16 protein-coding genes and 1 pseudogene are annotated in these 17,575 nt (G+C 65.3%); 10 read left to right on the forward strand and 7 right to left on the reverse strand.

What is annotated here, in order from left to right; all coding sequences use genetic code 11:
• The first annotated feature begins 43 nt into the window (after positions 1-43).
• Together ASE52_RS20255 and pth are read left to right on the forward strand one after the other, a co-directional pair.
• Positions 44-676, forward strand: a complete 633-nt coding sequence (locus ASE52_RS20255) for a 50S ribosomal protein L25/general stress protein Ctc (protein WP_010461878.1) — start codon at positions 44-46, stop codon at positions 674-676.
• 158 nt (positions 677-834) lie between these two features.
• The gene (gene pth / locus ASE52_RS20260; RefSeq protein ID WP_057228787.1) at positions 835-1,443 is read left to right on the forward strand and encodes an aminoacyl-tRNA hydrolase; all 609 of its coding nucleotides are present in this window, start codon (positions 835-837) and stop codon (positions 1,441-1,443) included.
• Positions 1,444-1,517: 74 nt separating this feature from the next.
• Here the strand turns inward: pth and ASE52_RS20265 are convergent, their stop codons facing one another.
• Positions 1,518-1,775, reverse strand: a complete 258-nt coding sequence (locus ASE52_RS20265; protein WP_010461882.1) for a YfhL family 4Fe-4S dicluster ferredoxin — start codon at positions 1,773-1,775, stop codon at positions 1,518-1,520.
• Positions 1,776-1,983: 208 nt separating this feature from the next.
• Here ASE52_RS20265 and ASE52_RS20270 point away from each other — a divergent pair, with 208 nt between their 5' ends.
• The 8 genes and pseudogenes from ASE52_RS20270 to ASE52_RS20305 all read left to right on the forward strand — a co-directional run.
• On the forward strand, positions 1,984-2,946 hold the full coding sequence (locus ASE52_RS20270; protein WP_010461883.1) for an ABC transporter permease: 963 nt from the start codon (positions 1,984-1,986) through the stop codon (positions 2,944-2,946).
• Between the two features lie 7 nt (positions 2,947-2,953).
• Positions 2,954-3,829, forward strand: coding sequence for an ABC transporter permease (locus tag ASE52_RS20275; protein ID WP_057228790.1), 876 nt, complete (start codon positions 2,954-2,956; stop codon positions 3,827-3,829).
• A gap of 34 nt (positions 3,830-3,863) precedes the next feature.
• Positions 3,864-4,901, forward strand: a complete 1,038-nt coding sequence (locus tag ASE52_RS20280; RefSeq protein ID WP_057228791.1) for an ABC transporter ATP-binding protein — start codon at positions 3,864-3,866, stop codon at positions 4,899-4,901.
• Positions 4,898-5,797: an ATP-binding cassette domain-containing protein gene (locus ASE52_RS20285; RefSeq protein WP_057228793.1), complete on the forward strand. Its 900-nt coding sequence runs from the start codon at positions 4,898-4,900 to the stop codon at positions 5,795-5,797. The genes ASE52_RS20280 and ASE52_RS20285 overlap by 4 nt, the downstream gene beginning before the upstream one ends.
• Positions 5,798-5,906: 109 nt before the next feature.
• Positions 5,907-7,397, forward strand: coding sequence for an ABC transporter substrate-binding protein (locus tag ASE52_RS20290; RefSeq protein ID WP_057228794.1), 1,491 nt, complete (start codon positions 5,907-5,909; stop codon positions 7,395-7,397).
• A gap of 264 nt (positions 7,398-7,661) precedes the next feature.
• The gene (locus ASE52_RS20295; RefSeq protein ID WP_057228796.1) at positions 7,662-9,065 is read left to right on the forward strand and encodes an amidase; all 1,404 of its coding nucleotides are present in this window, start codon (positions 7,662-7,664) and stop codon (positions 9,063-9,065) included.
• Between the two features lie 125 nt (positions 9,066-9,190).
• Positions 9,191-9,799 (forward strand): hypothetical protein, encoded by a 609-nt coding sequence (locus tag ASE52_RS20300; protein WP_010461896.1) that lies wholly within the window; start codon positions 9,191-9,193, stop codon positions 9,797-9,799.
• A 23-nt stretch (positions 9,800-9,822) separates the two neighbouring features.
• Positions 9,823-11,163, forward strand: a pseudogene (locus ASE52_RS20305) (tetratricopeptide repeat protein); the annotation flags it as partial.
• 578 nt (positions 11,164-11,741) lie between these two features.
• Here ASE52_RS20305 and ASE52_RS20310 read toward each other — a convergent pair.
• The 6 genes from ASE52_RS20310 to ASE52_RS20335 form a co-directional block, all read right to left on the reverse strand.
• Positions 11,742-11,960 (reverse strand): histidine phosphatase family protein, encoded by a 219-nt coding sequence (locus tag ASE52_RS20310; RefSeq protein ID WP_241777068.1) that lies wholly within the window; start codon positions 11,958-11,960, stop codon positions 11,742-11,744.
• A gap of 144 nt (positions 11,961-12,104) precedes the next feature.
• Positions 12,105-13,472: a nitrate/sulfonate/bicarbonate ABC transporter ATP-binding protein gene (locus ASE52_RS20315; protein ID WP_140426302.1), complete on the reverse strand. Its 1,368-nt coding sequence runs from the start codon at positions 13,470-13,472 to the stop codon at positions 12,105-12,107.
• A gap of 5 nt (positions 13,473-13,477) precedes the next feature.
• Positions 13,478-15,232, reverse strand: a complete 1,755-nt coding sequence (locus ASE52_RS20320) for an ABC transporter permease subunit (protein ID WP_241777069.1) — start codon at positions 15,230-15,232, stop codon at positions 13,478-13,480.
• An 8-nt stretch (positions 15,233-15,240) separates the two neighbouring features.
• Entirely contained in the window at positions 15,241-16,014 is a 774-nt protein-coding gene (locus ASE52_RS20325; RefSeq protein ID WP_140426303.1) for a hypothetical protein, read from the reverse strand.
• 500 nt (positions 16,015-16,514) lie between these two features.
• The gene (locus ASE52_RS20330) at positions 16,515-17,186 is read right to left on the reverse strand and encodes a histidine phosphatase family protein (protein ID WP_010461910.1); all 672 of its coding nucleotides are present in this window, start codon (positions 17,184-17,186) and stop codon (positions 16,515-16,517) included.
• A gap of 136 nt (positions 17,187-17,322) precedes the next feature.
• A complete protein-coding gene (locus ASE52_RS20335; protein ID WP_057228802.1) occupies positions 17,323-17,547 on the reverse strand; it encodes a hypothetical protein in 225 nt (74 codons plus the stop codon).
• Positions 17,548-17,575: the final 28 nt, after the last annotated feature.

Below are 17,575 nucleotides of genomic sequence, written 5' to 3' on the forward strand. Positions count from 1 at the left end.
ACAGGGCAAGACTGGTCGCGGTCTGTCCTTTCAGGAGCTAACTATGAACTTCGTCGCTTTTGAGCGCGCCAAGCAAGGTACGGGTGCGAGCCGCCGTCTGCGCAATTCGGGCAAGACGCCTGGCATCGTCTACGGTGGCACCACCGAACCCCAACTCATCGAGGTGGACCACAACGCACTGTGGCACGCCCTCAAGAAGGAAGCGTTCCACTCCAGCGTGCTGGACATGGAAGTTGCCGGCACGACCGCCAAGGTTCTGCTGCGCGACGTGCAATACCACCCTTACAAGCAACTCGTGCTGCACATCGACTTCCAGCGCGTGGACGAAAAGACCAAGCTGCACATGAAGGTGCCACTGCACTTCTCCGGCGCTGAAGAATCGCCTGCCGTCAAGGTCGACAAGTGCATGGTCAACCCGATCGTGAACGAACTCGATGTGACCTGCATGCCTTCGGACCTGCCAGAGTTCATCGCTGTGGACCTGTCCACCCTCGAAAAGGGCTCGTCGCTGCACCTCAAGAGCATCAAGCTGCCAAAGGGCGTGACCGCCAAGATCCGTGGTGGCCAGAACAACAACCCCGTGCTGGTGTCTGTGGTTCCTCCTGTGGTCGTGGTCGAAACCCCCGTCGAAGCCGCTCCTGCCGCCGATGCCAAGAAGGGCAAGGGCAAGAAGTAATCTTCAAGCCGCAGGTTTTTTCCTGCGTGCCGGTCAGCCCGCCTTGGCGGTGCTGGCCAATGAAAACGGCCCACCTGTGTGGGCCGTTTTCATTGGCAACGGCGCCCGGCATGGACAGGCCCCACGTCCATCCACAACCCCCACGGATAATCGCGCAGATGATCAAGCTGTTTGTAGGCCTTGGAAACCCGGGGCCAGACTACGAGTCCACCCGCCACAACGCTGGTTTTTGGTGGATTGATGCGCTGGCGCGTGAACTCAAGGCCACATTGGTGCCCGAGCGCAGCTACCACGGGCTCGTCGCACGCACCACGGTGCACGGACAGAGCGTGTGGCTGCTGGAGCCCCAGACCTTCATGAACCTCTCGGGCAAGTCCGTCGCTTCGCTGGCGCGCTTCTTCAAGATCCAGCCTGAAGAAATCCTGGTGGTGCATGATGAACTGGACATTCCACCGGGACAGGTCAAGCTCAAGCGCGGTGGCAGCCACGCTGGCCACAACGGCCTGCGCGACATCCATGGCCAGCTGGGCTCCCCCGACTATTGGCGCCTGCGCGTGGGCATCGGCCATCCTGGGGTGAAGAGCGAAGTCGCCAACTGGGTACTCAAGAAGCCCTCCCCCGACCAGCGCACGCTGATCGAAGACAGCATCGCCCATTCGTTGAAGGCCTACCCGGCCATGCTGGCGGGCGAGATGGACAAGGCCACCTTGCTCATCCACACCACCAAACCGCCCCGCCCCAAGCCACCCCGCCCGGTGGAAGATTGAGTGTGGCAAAACTACTATTTTGATAGCAGCTAGCGCTTTATGGATAAGCGCCAGGGCCCGAAAACCCCTAAAAATCAGCTGGCCGTAGGCACCTGCAGCCGCTGGAACTTCTGCCACAGCGTCTCCCGGCTTTCCACATGCTGCGGGTTCACGGGAATGCAGGCGACGGGGCAGACCTGCACGCACTGGGGTTCGTCAAAATGCCCCACACATTCCGTGCACTTGCTGGGGTCGATCTCGTAGATCTCCTGCCCCAGGTAGATCGCCTGGTTGGGGCACTCGGGCTCGCACACATCGCAGTTGATGCATTCGTCGGTGATCATCAGCGCCATACGGCCTCCTTGGGCACGGGGCCAAAAACAATGGCAAGGGGGTACGCAGCGCAGTTCATGCTCCGTATTATCCCGCGCTGGTGGCATGTGCCTTGCATGCCACACTGCAACCCACCACCGCTGACGGGGATGTTTTTACCGTTATGCTGTGTATACACATTAATTTTGACGCCCGCGCGCCCTACCCCTCTCCTCACCCACCTCACCCATGGGCCTGTTTTTTCTCAAGCGGTTTATCACCCTCCTGGCCACGCTGATTGGCGCGTCCATCGTCGTGTTCCTGGTGCTCGAGATCCTGCCGGGCAATGCCGCCCAGATCCTGATGGGCCCCGATGCCTCGCCAGAGGCCGTTGCCGCATTGGCCAGCAAACTGGGGCTGGACCAACCGGCGGGCCTGCGCTACTGGCAATGGGTCAGTGGGCTGGTGGTGGGCAACATGGGCGACAGCTATGCCTACAGCTCACCCGTGCTCGACCTGGTGCTGGAGCGCCTGGCCCTCACGGTGCCACTGGCCCTCATGGCCATGGTCATCACCACCGTGCTGGCGCTGGCGGCAGGCGTGTATGCGGCGTCCCGCCACAACAAGCTGGGTGATGTCGGTGTGATGGGGCTGGCACAGATCGGTATTGCCATTCCCAATTTCTGGTTCGCGATCCTGCTGATCCTGCTGTTTTCGGTGAAGCTGCAGTGGTTCTCGGCCGGTGGTTTTCCGGGCTGGACGGAAGACGCCGGTGGCAGCCCGTTCGAAGCCCTCAAGGCCCTGCTCCTGCCTGCCATCGCACTGGCCGTGGTGCAAGCCGCCATCCTGGCGCGCATCACGCGCTCGGCCGTGCTCGAAGTGCTCCGCGAGGACTTCGTGCGCACCGCACGCGCCAAGGGGCTGACGCAGCGCGCCGCGCTCTGGGGCCACGTGCTGCGCAACGCCATGATCCCCGTGATCACCGTGATGGGGCTGCAGTTTGCCAACCTGCTGGCCGGCACCATCGTGGTGGAGAACGTGTTCTACCTGCCGGGCCTCGGCCGCCTGATCTTCCAGTCCATCTCCAACCGCGACCTGATCGTGGTGCGCAACTGCGTGATGCTGCTCGCCGCCATGGTGGTCATCGTCAACTTCGTCGTGGACATCCTTTACGCCGTGATCGACCCGCGCGTGAAGGCCTCCGATATCTGACCCGACCATGAGCGCCGCCATCACCCCTTCCTCTCCTGCCACCTCGGCACCCGGTTGGCTGCACCGTGCGCTGCGCCACCGCAGCTTTGTCATCGGCGCAGTGCTGTCGCTGCTGCTCATCCTGGCGGCGGCCCTGTCGCTGGTCTGGACGCCCTGGTCTCCGTACGAGATGGACCTGGCCGCCAAGCTGCAGCCACCTACCGGCACCCACTGGCTGGGCACAGACGCATTCGGGCGCGACGTGGCCTCGCTGCTGCTCGTGGGTGCGCGCAACTCCATCCTGGTGGGCGTGATCGCCGTGGGCATAGGCCTGACCATCGGCACGGCCCTGGGCCTGCTGGCCGCGGCCAAGCGCGGCTGGGTCGAGGAACTCATCATGCGGCTGGCGGACTTCACCTTCGCCTTCCCTGCGATCCTGTCGGCCATCATGATGACGGCGGTGTTCGGCGCGGGCATCGTCAACTCCATCATCGCCATCGGCATCTTCAACATCCCGACCTTCGCGCGCGTCACCCGCGCCTCGGCCAATGCGGTGTGGTCGCGCGAGTACATCATGGCTTCGCGCGCCTGTGGCAAGGGCGCATGGCGCATCACCCTCGAGCACGTACTGCCCAACATTTTGTCGGTGCTCATCGTGCAGGCCACCATCCAGTTCGCCATCGCCATCCTGGCCGAGGCCGCCCTGTCGTACCTGGGCCTGGGCACACAGCCGCCCCAGCCCTCGTGGGGCCGCATGCTCAGCGAGGCGCAGACGCTGATGTTCCAGGCGCCCCTGCTTGCTGTGTGGCCCGGTGTGGCGATTGCCATGGCGGTTCTGGGCCTGAACCTGCTGGGCGACGGGCTGCGCGACCTCCTTGATCCCCGCCTTTCTCGCAAGCGCTGACCGGCCATATCAAAAGACAAGCCAAGAGCCCACGATGCCCCTGTTAGAAGTCTCCAACCTCCGTATCCGCCTGCAGACCCACCGGGGTCCGGCCGATGCTGTGCGCGGCGTGAGCTTTTCGCTGGCGCGCGGCGAAACGCTGGGCCTGATCGGCGAATCGGGCTGCGGCAAGTCCATCACGGCGATGTCGCTCCTGGGTCTGCTGCCCGACAGTGCGCAGGTCACCGGCAGCATCCGCTTTGACGGCGAGGAGCTCGTGGGCCGCACCGATGCGCAGATGTGCAAGTTGCGCGGCAACCGCATCGGCATGGTCTTCCAGGAGCCCATGACGGCGCTCAACCCGGTGCACACCATCGGGCGCCAGGTGGCCGAGCCGCTGCGGCTGCACCGCGGTATGAACGCGGCGGCCGCACGCACCGAGGCGATTGCGTTGCTGGACCGCGTGGGCATTCCCAACGCGGCGCAGCGCTTTGATGCCTACCCGCACCAGTTCTCGGGCGGGCAGCGCCAGCGCATCACCATTGCGATGGCCCTGGCCTGCGGGCCCGATTTGCTGATTGCCGATGAGCCCACCACCGCGCTCGATGTGACCATTCAGCAGCAGATCCTGGACCTCATCAGCGACCTGGTGGCCGAGCGCAACATGGCACTGATCCTCATCTCGCACGACCTGGGCGTGATCTCGCAGAACGTGGACCGCATGATGGTGATGTACGGCGGCAGCGTAGTCGAGAGCGGCTCCACGGCGTCCGTCTTCTCCGCGATGACCCATCCCTACACCCGCGGCCTGTTCGCTGCACGGCCCCACCTGGGAGCGGTGCATGCGCCGGGCCAGCGCCCGCGGCTGTCCACCATTCCCGGCACGGTGCCCGAGCTTGTGGACCTGCCCGCCGGCTGCCCCTTTGCCGGCCGCTGCAGCTACACCATCGACGCCTGCCACCACGAGCAGCCAGCCCCCACGCTGGTGTCCACCGATGCCGACGGCGACCACGTCGTGCGCTGCATCCGCCGCGAGGCCATTGCCGCGGCCCTGAGCGCAGAGGCCGTCAAGGTCGTGGAGGTGGCCGCATGAACAACGTCATCGCTCCCTCCACGCAAGGCACCTCCGCAGCACAGCCCGATGGCGCACTGCTGCAGGTCCAGGACCTCGTGCGCGAATACACGCTGCCGCGCGAACATTTGTTCCGTCCCCCGGGCAAGGTGCATGCACTGAACGGCGTGAGCTTTTCGATAGCGTCCGGGCGCAGCCTGGGCATCGTGGGCGAGTCAGGCTCGGGCAAGTCCACACTCGCACGCGTCGTGATGGCGCTGGATGCACCCACCTCGGGCACCGTCCACCTGCAGGGCCGCAACCTGCACCAGCTGCCCGCGGCCGAATTGCGCGAGGCGCGGCGCGACTTCCAGATGGTGTTCCAGGACCCGTATGGATCGCTCGACCCGCGCCAGACGGTCGAGCGCATCGTGACCGAGCCGCTGCAGGCGCAGGGCCAGACCACGCGCGCCGAGCAGCGCGAGCAGGCCGCCCAGGTGCTATCGCAAGTGGGCCTGCGCACCAATGACCTGGGCAAGTACCCGCACGAGTTTTCAGGCGGCCAGCGCCAGCGCATCGCCATCGCCCGCGCCCTCATCACCCGCCCGCGCCTCATCGTGGCGGACGAGCCCGTGAGCGCGCTCGACGTGTCGGTGCAGGCCCAGGTGCTGAACCTGATGCAGGACCTGCAGCACGAGTTCGGCATCACGTACATGCTGATCAGCCACGACCTCGCGGTGGTCAACCACCTGTGCGACGAAGTGGTGGTGCTGTACCAGGGCCGCATCGTCGAGCGCGGCTCGCCGGCCGAGCTGTTCCGCAACGCGCAACACCCCTACACGCAGTCGCTGGTGGGCGCCGTGCCGCAAGTGCAGCCCGGCCGCGCCCGCGCGCGCCGCGCGGCGGCGGCCGCACAAGCCACCTCGAAAACCGCATAACCACATGCGCGCGTGATGGTGTAAAAAGCTTTTGTGGGCCCCGGTAACAATTTGCACCGGGCCCGTCCTCTGGTTTTTTTGTCAGGTCTTTTGTCTGGAGTATCCGAACATGCTGAACCGCCGTACCGTCCTTGCCACTGGCGCCATCGCCGCAGTGCCCCTGTCCACCCCGCTCGGCGCGCTGGCGCAGAGCCGCAAAGATGCGGTGACGCTGGCCATGACGCTCGAGCCACCAGGCCTGGACCCGACCGCCGGCGCGGCGTCTGCCATTGCAGAGATCGTCCAGTACAACATCTTCGAGACGCTCACCAAGATCAATGCCGACGGCAGCGTCTCACCCCTGCTGGCCGAGAGCTGGGAAGTCTCGCCCGACCTCAAGACATACACCTTCAAGCTGCGCCGCGGCGTGAAGTTCCAGAACGGCGAGCCCTTCACCGCCGCCGCCGTGAAGTTCTCGTACGACCGCGCCGGCGGCGAGAAGAGCACCAACAAGGACAAGCGCACCTTCGCCAACCTCACCACGCAGGTGGTGGACGACTTCACCGTCGTGGTGCTGAACAAGGACATCGACCCCGACCTGCTCTTCGTGCTGGGCCAGGCCACCTCCATCATCGTGGAGCCCAAGAGCGCCGAGACCAACGCCAACAAGCCCGTGGGCACCGGCCCCTACCAGCTCAATGCCTGGAACAAGGGCTCGTCCATCGTGCTGACGGCGTGGGAAGGTTTCCGCGACGCCAAGGCGCTCAAGATCAAGCGCGCCACGTTCCGCTTTATCTCCGACCCGGCCGCCCAGGTGGCCGCCCTGCTGGCGGGCGACGTGGATGCGTTCCCGCGCGTCACGCCCCGCAGCGTGCCGCAGTTCAAGTCCAACCCCCGCTTTCAGGTGGTGGTCAGCGGCTCGCGTGCCAAGACCATCCTGGCCATCAACAACGGCAAGAAGCCGCTCGATGACGTGCGCGTGCGCCGCGCCATCGCTGCCGCCATCGACCGCAAGGCCGTGATCGAAGGCGCTGCCGACGGCTACGGCGCTCCCATCGGCAGCCACTATGTGCCCGGCGCGTTTGGCTACGTGGACACCACGGGCGTGAACCCGTACGACCTGGAAAAGGCCAAGAAACTGCTGGCCGAAGCGGGCATCAAGACCCCGCTGGAGCTGACCGTGACGCTGCCGCCCACCCCCTACGCCCGCCAGGGCGGCGAAGTGATCGCCGCCCAGCTGGCCAAGATCGGCATCGTCGCCAAGCTGCAGAACGTGGAATGGGCGCAGTGGCTCAGCGGCACCTATGGCAGCAAGAACTACGACCTGACCATCATCAGCCACGTGGAGCCGTTCGATCTGGGCAACTTCGCAAAGCCCGACTACTACTGGGCCTACAACTCGCCCAAGTTCAACGAGCTGTTCAACCAGATCAAGAACGCTGCCCGCCCCGCCGACCGTGCCCGCCTGCTGGGTGACGCACAACGCCTGCTGGCCAACGATGCAGTGCACGCGTTCCTGTACTCCAACCAGTGGATCACGGTGGCCAACAAAAACCTCAAGGGCCTGTGGAAAGACATGCCCGTGTTCGTGAACGATATCTCGTCGCTGTCCTGGTCTTGAATTCGGACACCCCCCTGAGGCCCTGCGGGCCTTCCCCCCGCTCTCGCATCGCTGCGCGATGCGGGCAGGGGGACGCAGCCCTCGCTGCGGGGCGGCCCTTGCTCGGCTGCCCGCGCCTGGGCTGCGTCAGTTTCATAGGCTACGCGTTCCGCACAGAGCCCTGGAAAACGGAAACACGCGGAAGCCCTATTGCTACAAAAATAATAGCTACCAGCGCTTTACCAAAAAGCGGTAGCGGCCTTTTTTATTGGTAAAACTCCAGACATGACTGCCTTGCACGACCTGCCCGCCCACGAACTCCTGGCTGCCTACCGCCAGCGCACTCTCTCTCCCGTGGAGGTCACGCAGGCCGTGCTGGCACACATCGAGCGCTGGGAGCCCCACATCCAGGCCACCTACCTGCTGCGGCCCGAGGCTGCGCTTGAACAGGCCCGTGCGTCGGAAGCCCGCTGGCACAAGGGCGAGCCCCAGGGCCTGCTGGACGGCGTGCCCAGCACCATCAAGGAAAACATCGCCACGCAGGGCGACCCGACACCTCTGGGCACTGCAGCCGTGGAGCTGGTGCCTGCCGCTGCCGATGCGCCGCCCGCCGCCCGCATGCGCGAGGCCGGTGCCGTCATCGTGGCCAAGACCACCATGCCCGACTACGGCATGTTGTCCTCAGGCCTGTCCACCTTCCACCCGCTCTCGCGCAACCCGTGGGACACCCGCAAAGGGCCCGGCGGCTCCAGCGCCGGCGGTGGTGCGGCAGCCGCCGCAGGCTACGGCCCGCTGCACATCGGCACGGACATCGGCGGCTCGCTGCGCCTGCCAGCCAGCTGGTGCGGCATCTTCAGCCTCAAGCCCAGCCTGGGCCGCATCCCCATCGACCCGCCCTACACCGGCCGTGCCGCAGGCCCCATGACGCGCACCGTGGCAGACGCCGCGCTGATGATGCAGGTGCTGAGTCAGCCCGACGCGCGCGACAGCATGAGCCTGCCCGCGCAGGACATCGCCTGGAGCCAGTTCAACAAGGGTGCCGAGCGCCTGCGCGGCCTGCGCATCGGCTTGCTGCTGGACGCCGGCTGTGGACTACCGGTGGAGCCCGAGGTGAAGGCCGCCGTGGAACGCGCGGCCAAACTCATGGAGGCAGCGGGCGCCACCATCGTGCCCATGGTGCCCTTCATGACCCAGGCCATGCTCGACGGCATGGACCATTTCTGGCGCATGCGTTCGCACACCGACCTGAAGGCCCTTCCAGCGCAGCAGCGCGACAAGGTGCTGCCCTACATCCGCACCTGGGCCGACAGCGCCGCAGGCATGAGCGGCACCGAAGTCTTCAACGCCAGCCACCAGTTCCACCTGACCCGCGTGAACACCGTCAAAGCCTGCAGCGCCTTTGACTATGTGATCTCGCCCGTGGCACCCATGCCCGCCTTCCAGGCCGAGCTGCCCTCGCCCACCAACGACCCGCTGCGCCCGCTGGAGCACATCGGGTTTACCGTGCCCTTCAACATGTCTGAGCAGCCTGCGGCTTCGGTCAACTGCGGCTACACCCGCAGTGGTCTGCCCATCGGCCTGCAGATTGCAGGCGCCCGTTTTGACGACCTTGGGGTGCTGCAGGTGGCGCACGCATTCGAGCTGATCCGCGAGCCACAGCGGGCCTGGCCCCAGCCGCCTGCGGCTTAACCCTTGGCAGGCCGATGCGCTGTTGTTGGTAACCTTGAGGGCATGCTCTGGGTGTGCTGCCCCGCCATTCGATAGCGGGCAAATGCCCTGGACCCCACCCCTACAACACCTTACGCAACCACCGCATGGACATCCTTATCCTGGCGATTCTCATCGCCACCGGCACCTACATGCTCAACGCCAAGGAGCAGCGCAAGCGCATCGCGCTCCTGGGCAGCCACCTGGCCAACTACCAGATCGAGAAGCTCATGGAGGCACTCACCGACGGCTACCTGCGTGCCCTGGGCGAGAGCACGGACGAGCGCCGCAACCAGATCTGGAGCCTGCTGAGCACCACCGAATCACAGCTGACCGAGCAGTTCAACCGCTTTGCCGCCGACTTCGCCAAGGTGAACGAGGCGGACGCGCGGGTCAGCCGCCTTTCCATGGCCATCCCGTTTGCTGAAAAGCTGCTGCCCGCCATGACCTTCGACATGCGCAAGGCGTTGGCGATCCACGCGCGGGGCATTGCCCATGTGGTGCAAAACACCAGCCACCTCTCACCCAAGGACCGGGCCTTCATGATGACTGCCGAACTGTTCCTCATGCAGCACACCTGCCATTGGTTCTGCAAGTCCAAGACCATTGCCACGGCCCGCATGCTGGCGCGCCACCAGACGCCGCACGAACAGCTCGTGGCTTCGGTGTCCGCCGAGACTCGCAACGCGTATCTGACCCTCATCAAAGGCGGTTGACCCACCGCCTCCAACAATGCCCCATGCCATCCTCCACGCACACCCGCATGACCGATAGCCTGGGTAACTCCGTCACGTTGCACGACCCGGCCAGCGCGGCCGCCCTCAACGACTTTGTTGAAGGCTTCATTGCGTGCGAAGCCCGCGCGGTGAATGTGCTGAACGCGGCAGCAGACACCAGCCCCATCGTGCAGGCCAGCTGCGCAGCGCTGCACATGTTTGCCGAGTCGGCCGATGCCTCGCGCAACGCGCGCCCCTTCATCAATCGGGCGCTGGCCAACGCCCCACAGGCCAGTGACCGGGAGCAGCGTTTTGTCGCTGCCGTGGCGGCCTGGGTGGATGGCGACCTGCCGCGCGCCATTGCGCTGCATGAGGAACAGGCCCGCCTGTTCCCCCGCGACCTGGCCTCGCTCAAGCTCGGCCAATACCATTTGTTCAACCGGGGCGACTCGCCTGGCATGCTGCGCCTGGCCTTTCAAGCTGTCCCTGCCGCTGCCGACGTGCCTTACCTGCACGGCATGCTCGCCTTTGGCTGGGAGCAATGCCACTTGCTCGACCATGCCGAGGCAGCCGCACGCCACGCCATCGCCCTGTGCCGCAAAGAGCCCTGGGCCCACCACGCGCTGGCCCACGTGATGCTGACCCAGGGCCGCATCCGCGAAGGCACCGACTTCATGGCCAGCGTGAGCGACACCTGGACGGGCCTCAACTCCTTCATGGTCACCCACAACTGGTGGCACCAAGCGCTGTTTCTGCTGGAGCAGGACCGGCATGCGGAAGTGCTGGCGCTGTACGACCAGCAGGTCTGGGGCGTGGTCAAGGAATACACGCAGGACCAGATCGGCGCCGTCTCACTGCTGGCGCGGCTGGAGCTGGCGGGCGTGGACGTGGGTGATCGTTGGGCCGATGTGGCCGACCACCTCGCCCTGCGCCTGGCCGACCATGTGCTGCCGTTTCTGGACCTGCAATACCTCTACGGCCTGGCCCGCGCCGGGCGCATGGAGGCCGCGCGCACGCTGCAAAACAACATCACAGCCCACGCCGCCACCCGCACCGAGGCGCATGAGCGCACCGTGTGGCAGCAGGTGTGCGTGCCCGCCGCCCAGGGCCTGCTGGCGCATGCACAGGGCGACTGGGCGACTGCGGCGGAGAAGCTGGGCGTGGCCCTGCCCCGGCTGGTGGAGATTGGCGGCAGCCATGCGCAGCGCGATCTGTTTCATCAGATCTGGCTGGATGCGCTGCAACGTAACGGGCAGTGGGGGGCGGTACAGAATTTGTTGCAACCGTTGGTGAATGGGCAGCCGGAGTCGGTGCGATTGGCGAAGCAGGTGCGGTTAGTGAACAAGCAATTGGGGCTACCTGAAAAGTACAAAAAGCCCGCCTCACAGATCAACCAGTTGCGTCTGAGACTGATGCACCAGCAGGCGCTGCAAAGATTGAGTGACGCGGACTTGCTCGATAACGCATCAGACGATGGGGATCAATTTGATTCTCAGTACTTACTGCGCTTGCTAGGCATGGAGCTTTTGCTCAAAGTGGTTTTTGAGCAAAAGCTCCACGAAAAGGCACACGGGCATAAATATGACAAGCTGTTCAAGCGCTTGCCTAAAGATCTGCAAGATCGCCTTCTCCGCCTGGCAGGAGAGCGAATTGGGCCGTCGGGCTTAACGAACAATCCCCAAAGCCTTTTCAGGGAATGGGGGCAGAACTTTGTCGCCTTACGGTATCCATGGGAGCGCTATGAAGGGCTATCAGAAGACCAGTACGCAACGCTTGGAGAAAAGTGGATTGCTGAGGGCGCCTCGCTAGAACAGGCAACTTTTCGGTATCACCCCGAAGAGCTCTTCGGCATGCTTTACGCACTTCAAACCGTCGCAGATGAGTTACGCGAGTCTTGACTTTTGACGCGTGACCATCCGAGCCGACTTCCCACTCGCTGACCTCACCGCACCACCAACTTCGTCTGGTCATACACCGGCTGCTCCGGCAAATCCGCCAGGTGCCGCACGCCGGCCCAGTCCAACACTTCCACCGCCTCACCACTCACCCGAACGCGATTGAGCCCCGCGTTGGAGATGTCGCTCTGGCGCGGGCCATCCAGCCCCGTGCCGCGCGCGGTGCGCCAGACAATGTCGAGCATGCCGCCGTGGGTGACGACCATGCCCTTCTGGCCCTGATACTGCCGCGCAAGGCGGCGCAATGCGGCGCACGGCGTCCATCACGCGTGCGTGGAACTGGCGGGTGGTCTCACCGCCGGGCATGCCATAGTCGCCCGATCCCTGCGCTTTCACGCGCCGCCGCCGCGCTACCGGTCTGCGCCACCTGCGTCTGCGCCGACCGCGCGTTCGTCGTCCTTGGGCACAAACACCTTTCGCGTGTTCGGATTGCAGTCCATCAGCCCTGCGTAGCGCCCCCAGGCGATCATGGTCTGGAAGGTTTTCTCCGGGTTGTCATAGGGCAGCGCGCTGCCGATGTCCTTGATCACCCGGGAGGCGTCCACTTCCTCATACTCCTTGAGCAGGGCAATGATGATGTGGAAGATGCGCAGCTTGAACACCTGCTCGGCGAAGATGGCGCGCCGTCCCTGGCGGTCGGCGGCCACAAAACGCCGGCCCAGCTCGGTGAAGCGGACCTCGTCCTTGGGCGTGTCGATCAGCTCCAGGATTTCCGCGGCCTTGACCAGTGCGATGGTCTCGCCGAACTCCTTGCCGATCTCGTCCGAGATGTCGTAGATGTTCGACAGCTCCGGCGTGTCGTGAAGAATGCTCAAGAGGCCCAGGATCTGCGCCACCGGCACCAGGGGGATGGACTCCATGCGGCCGCGTGCGCGTGAGATGGGGTGGCCCGCCACGGGGGTTTCGGCTGGCAGGTCGGGCAGCGTCATGGTGGTGATGGTTTCGTGGATGACCTTCACCAGGCGCTGGAACTCCAGGTCCCGGCTGTCGCGCGGGTAAGGCAGCGGGTTCTCCAGCACCAGGCCCAGCCTGCCAGGGTGTGGGAACAGCACCACGATGCGCGTGGCCATCTCCACCGCTTCCTCGATGTTGTGGGTGACCATGAAGACCGAACTCGGGCCCGTTCCCCGGCCCCGCCACAGTGTTATCAGCTCCTGGCGCAGGTTCTCTGCGGTGAGCACGTCCAGGGCGCTGAACGCCTCGTCCAGGCACAGCAGCCGGGGCTGAGACACCAGCGCACGGGCAATGCCCACACGCTGGCGCATGCCGCCCGAAAGTTCACGCGGATAGGCCGCGTGGTGGTTGCCCAGGCCAATCAACTCGATGGCCCGCCCCACCGCCGCATCGCGCTCGGCCCGGCTTGTGCGGTGCGCCATCAGGCCCACCGCCACGTTCTGCGCCACCGTGAGCCAGGGGTAGAGCGCAAAGGTCTGGAACACCACCGAGGCATCGGAGTTGACGCCGTGCAGAGGCCGGCCATCGGCCAGCACGCGGCCAGAGCTGGGCTCGATCAGCCCTGTGAGGCAGCGCAGAATGGTGGACTTACCCGAACCCGACTGCCCCAGCAGGGCCAGCATTTCGCCCTCGTGGATGTCGAGGTCGATGTTGTCGAGCACCTTGAGCTCGTGGCCCCCCGCGATGGTGAAGGACTTGTTGACCGCACACAGCTGGGCGATGGGTGCTGCGGCGTTGTGGGTGGGCACGGAGTTCGTCATCATCATGTTCAGTCCAGGCGAAAGCGGCGTTCTGCAAACGCATACAGGCGCCGCCAGATCAGTTTGTTCATCAGCAAAACGAAGACCGACATCACCGCGATGCTGGCGATGATGAGCGGCGTGTTGCCCAACTTCGTGGCCTGCGCAATGAAGGCACCCAGGCCATCGGCCTGCAAGGTCGTGTCGCCCCAGGTGGCGAGTTCGGCGACGATGCTGGCGTTCCACGCACCGCCTGCGGCCGTGCACGCCCCGGTGACCCAGAAAGGAAAGATCGCAGGCAGGATCAGGGTGCGCCACAGCGCCCAGTTGCGCAGGCCATACACGCGCGCGGCCTCCTTCAGGTCGTTGGGGATGGCCATGGAGCCCGCGATCACGTTGAACAGGATGTACCACTGCGTGCCCATGGCGATCAGCAGAATGCTGCCCCAGTTCATCGGGGTCTGCGTGGCGACAAAGAAGCCCACCACGATGGGAAACGTCATGTTCACGGGGAACGACGCGCCAATCTGCGCGAGGGGCTGCATCCACTTCGCCACCCGTGGGTGAAACCCGATCCACACGCCCACCGGCGTCCAGACGAGCGTGGCGAGCACGGTCATGGCCACCACGCGCAGCAGCGTCAAAAAGCCCAGCCCCACGATGTGGGCGACCATGCCCAGCGTGACCGCACCGTGCAGCGCAGAGATGGCAGCGATCAGGCCCCGCAATACCTCGAAGCCCAGCCACGCTGCGGCAGCCAGGCCCAGGGCGCGCAGGGGCCATGGGTTGCCTTTTCGGAAAGAGCTGCCCCTGCCAGGCCGCTGGCGCAGGAACAGGCCCTGCAACACGTCTGTGAGTGGCCGCCACACCGCCCGGCCGAGCCAGCTGAACACATAGGCCCGGCGCAGCAGGCCGTACACCCACGAGGTGGCTGGCGCAGCAGATTCCGTCAACTCCACTTTGAACTTGTCGGCCCAGGCCAGCAGGGGGCGCCACACCAGCTGGTCGCTGACCAGGATCAACAACAGCATGGCCAGCACCGCCCAGAGCGCGGCCTGGCGGTCGCCCAGCTCGATGGCCTGCGCCATGTACGAGCCCAGGCCTGGCAGCTGGATGTCCTTGTTCATCACGCTGATGGCTTCGCTCTGCGCCACAAAGAACCACCCGCCACCGAAGGACATCATCGAGTTCCAGATCAGGCTGGGCGTGGAGGCCGGCAGTTCCAGGGTGCGAAATCGCTGCCAGCGGCTCAGGCCGTAGTTCGACGCGGCCTCCTGCATGTCGCCCGGGATCGTGACCATCGAGTGGTAGAAACCAAAGGCCATGTTCCACACCTGCCCCGTGAAGATCGCGAAGATGGCCGCGCACTCCACCCCCAGCAGACTGCCGGGAAACAGCGCCATGAACCCCGCCACGGTGGCCGACAAAAAGCCCAGCACGGGCACCGACTGCAGCACGTCCAGCGCCGGCAGGATGACGGCGCGGGCCGCGCGGCTCTTGGCCGCGAGGTAGCCCACCGCAATCGCAAAGAACAGCGAAAAGCCGAAGGCGACCCACATGCGCAGCAGCGTGCGCCCGGCGTAGTAGGGGATCTGGCTGGGCGACACATCAAGCGGGGGCATGCTCGCCGCATCGAAGTGCACCAGCATGCCCTTGCCAAAGTGCAAGGCGCTCCACAGCAGGCCCATCAAGGCCAGCAGAACCAGGCCGTCCACCCAGCCAAAACCACGGGGGCTTTCGTTGACGGCGAGTTGGGGCGCGGTGTTTTTCAGGTTGCGGTGCATGGCCAACATCACCGCTGGAAGGCCCAGTTGAGCCCCACCGTCCACCAGGCGGGTGCACCGCCTGCAACAGCCCGCGCCTGGCTCAGGTCCACGCTGAGCGCGTCGGTCACCGCGTAGCGCGCGCCCAGGCGCCAGAAGCCGGCGTCGCTCTCACGGAAGCGTTCTGCCACCAGCGACCAATGCGGCGTGGTGGTCCACTCCAGGGCTGCGCCGCTGCGCGGGAGATCGGGCCCTTGGCGGCGGAAATCACGGCCCAGGTTCATATGGACTGCCAGGCCCTCGGCCGGTTGCCAGGTCACGGGGAACACCACCGCGCTGCCAGCAAACCGTGGCCGGGTGTCCTGCCAGGCGGCCGAGACCACGACACCCACACTGAGCGATTCGGTCAGCGGCGCGGCCCATTTGACCTGCGGGCCTCCGCTCACTGCTGCATCACTGCCAGACCAGCGCGTGCGGTCCAGATTCAGGCCCAGCTCCAGCGGGCCGATCCGGCAGGCTGAGCCCAAGTGCACCAACGCGCGGCCGCCCCCGCGCTCCCGGTCTGCCCAGGTTTCAACCTGGCACTGGCCGGGCTCCAGGATGGCGGCGTCGTCCACCGCGTGGTGGCCGCCCGCTGCATGGGCTTCCTGCAGGGCAAAACCCAGCACGGCAGCTGCAGCGCCCAGGTGCCGGCGCGTTGGCAGGCCGGGCCGCATGGATCGCACTGCGCGCATTGTGGGGAGGAACGGGCCGCGCGTGCAGCCTGCTGCGGGCACACGGCGTGTGGGTTTTTTTCGGCTCATGGGACTCTTTCTGGCTTCCTTGGCCTTGTGGCTTTCGGGGGGCTTTGAAAACAGCCGGGCGTGGCGCAGCAACGCGCCGCTATTGCGGCCCGCAAGCTTCTGCATTGGAAAGATGGGGTGTGACGAGCACGCGGCAATGCGGCCCGGTTTGTGGTGAAACGTTAAGAAATGGCTTGCCACAAAGGGGCAACCACATCGCTGCGGCCATGCGGCGCACAGCGCGGACGCAGGGCGCTACGCAGCCGAATGTGCCGCACCCGCAAGGGCGCTCTTCACACCTGATCTACAACTGGCACTGTCCACGCGCGCGGCTCCGAAGTGACGACGGGGCGAATATTGCACCGCACAAAACCGAGCGTCAAGCCAGCCTCTGCAATCTTTACGAAATCTATATACGGAGCGAGGCGGTTCCCATTTTTTTGATGCGCGGGGCACGGCAGCGACGGAACCTGCCAAGCAAAAGCGCCGTCAAGCCACGCTGCCCCGGCCACGCCCCGGTTTCACCGCACCAGCAGCTTCGTCTGGTCGTACACCGGCTGCGCCGGCAGATCGGCCAGGTGCCGCACATCGGCCCAGTCCAGCACCTCCACGGCATCGCCATCCACCCGCACGCGGTTGAGGCCGGCGTTGGGGATGTCGCTCTGGCGGGGGCCATCCAGGCCCGTGCCACGGGCTGTGCGCCAGATCATGTCGAGCACGCCACCATGGGTCACGACCATGACCTTCTGGCCCTGGTACTGCTGCGCGATGCGGCGCACGGCGTCCATCACGCGGGTGTGGAACTGGCGGGTGGTCTCGCCCCCAGGCATGCCGTAGTCGGCTTCAAAGCGCAACCATCGCTCCCACGCATCGGCGTGGTCCGCCTTGACGTCGTCCACCCGCTTGCCGTCCACGATGCCGAAGTTTTGCTCGCGCAGGCTGCTGTCGGTGAGGGTGTCGATATGCAGTTGCGGGAACAGCACCTGCAGGCTGGGGCTGGCGGTCTGCTGCGTGCGGATGAGGTCGCTGCAGACCAGGTGGTCCACCACCAGCTGGTCGGCGGCCAGGCGTTCGGCCAAGCGGCGGGCCTGTTCGTGCCCTGTGGCGTTGAGGGGCACGTCCACATGGCCTTGAAAGCGCAGTTCGCGGTTCCAGTCGGTCTCTCCGTGGCGGATCAGGATCAGTTCGGTCATGCACTCCATTATCGAATGTATACACACTATTGCAAGACTTTTTGCTTGCTAGCGCTTATGTACAAAGCGCTTATAGCTATGATTTTTATAACAACCGAACGCAGGCAGACAGGCACGTGGTGCCGGGCGCTCTCTGCTACCGCATGGGCACGATGAGCACTTTGCGGCGCGGCCGGCAGCCGGGACCTTCGTGCGCGGCGCTGTCGCGCTGCCAGCCCTGGCCGGGGGAGGTTTGTGCACAGACCCGCGCACCGTCCACCGTGCTGCGCCAGTAGTACCAGGGCGCGGGGGCGGCCTGCACCAGCGGGGTCAGCGGGGTCAGCAGGGCCAGGGCGAACAGGAAACGGGGAACAACGGGCATGGCGGTGGGGGAAACATCCAGCGTGTCC

This window comes from Acidovorax sp. Root275 (assembly GCF_001428965.1).
GTDB lineage: Bacteria > Pseudomonadota > Gammaproteobacteria > Burkholderiales > Burkholderiaceae_C > Acidovorax > Acidovorax radicis.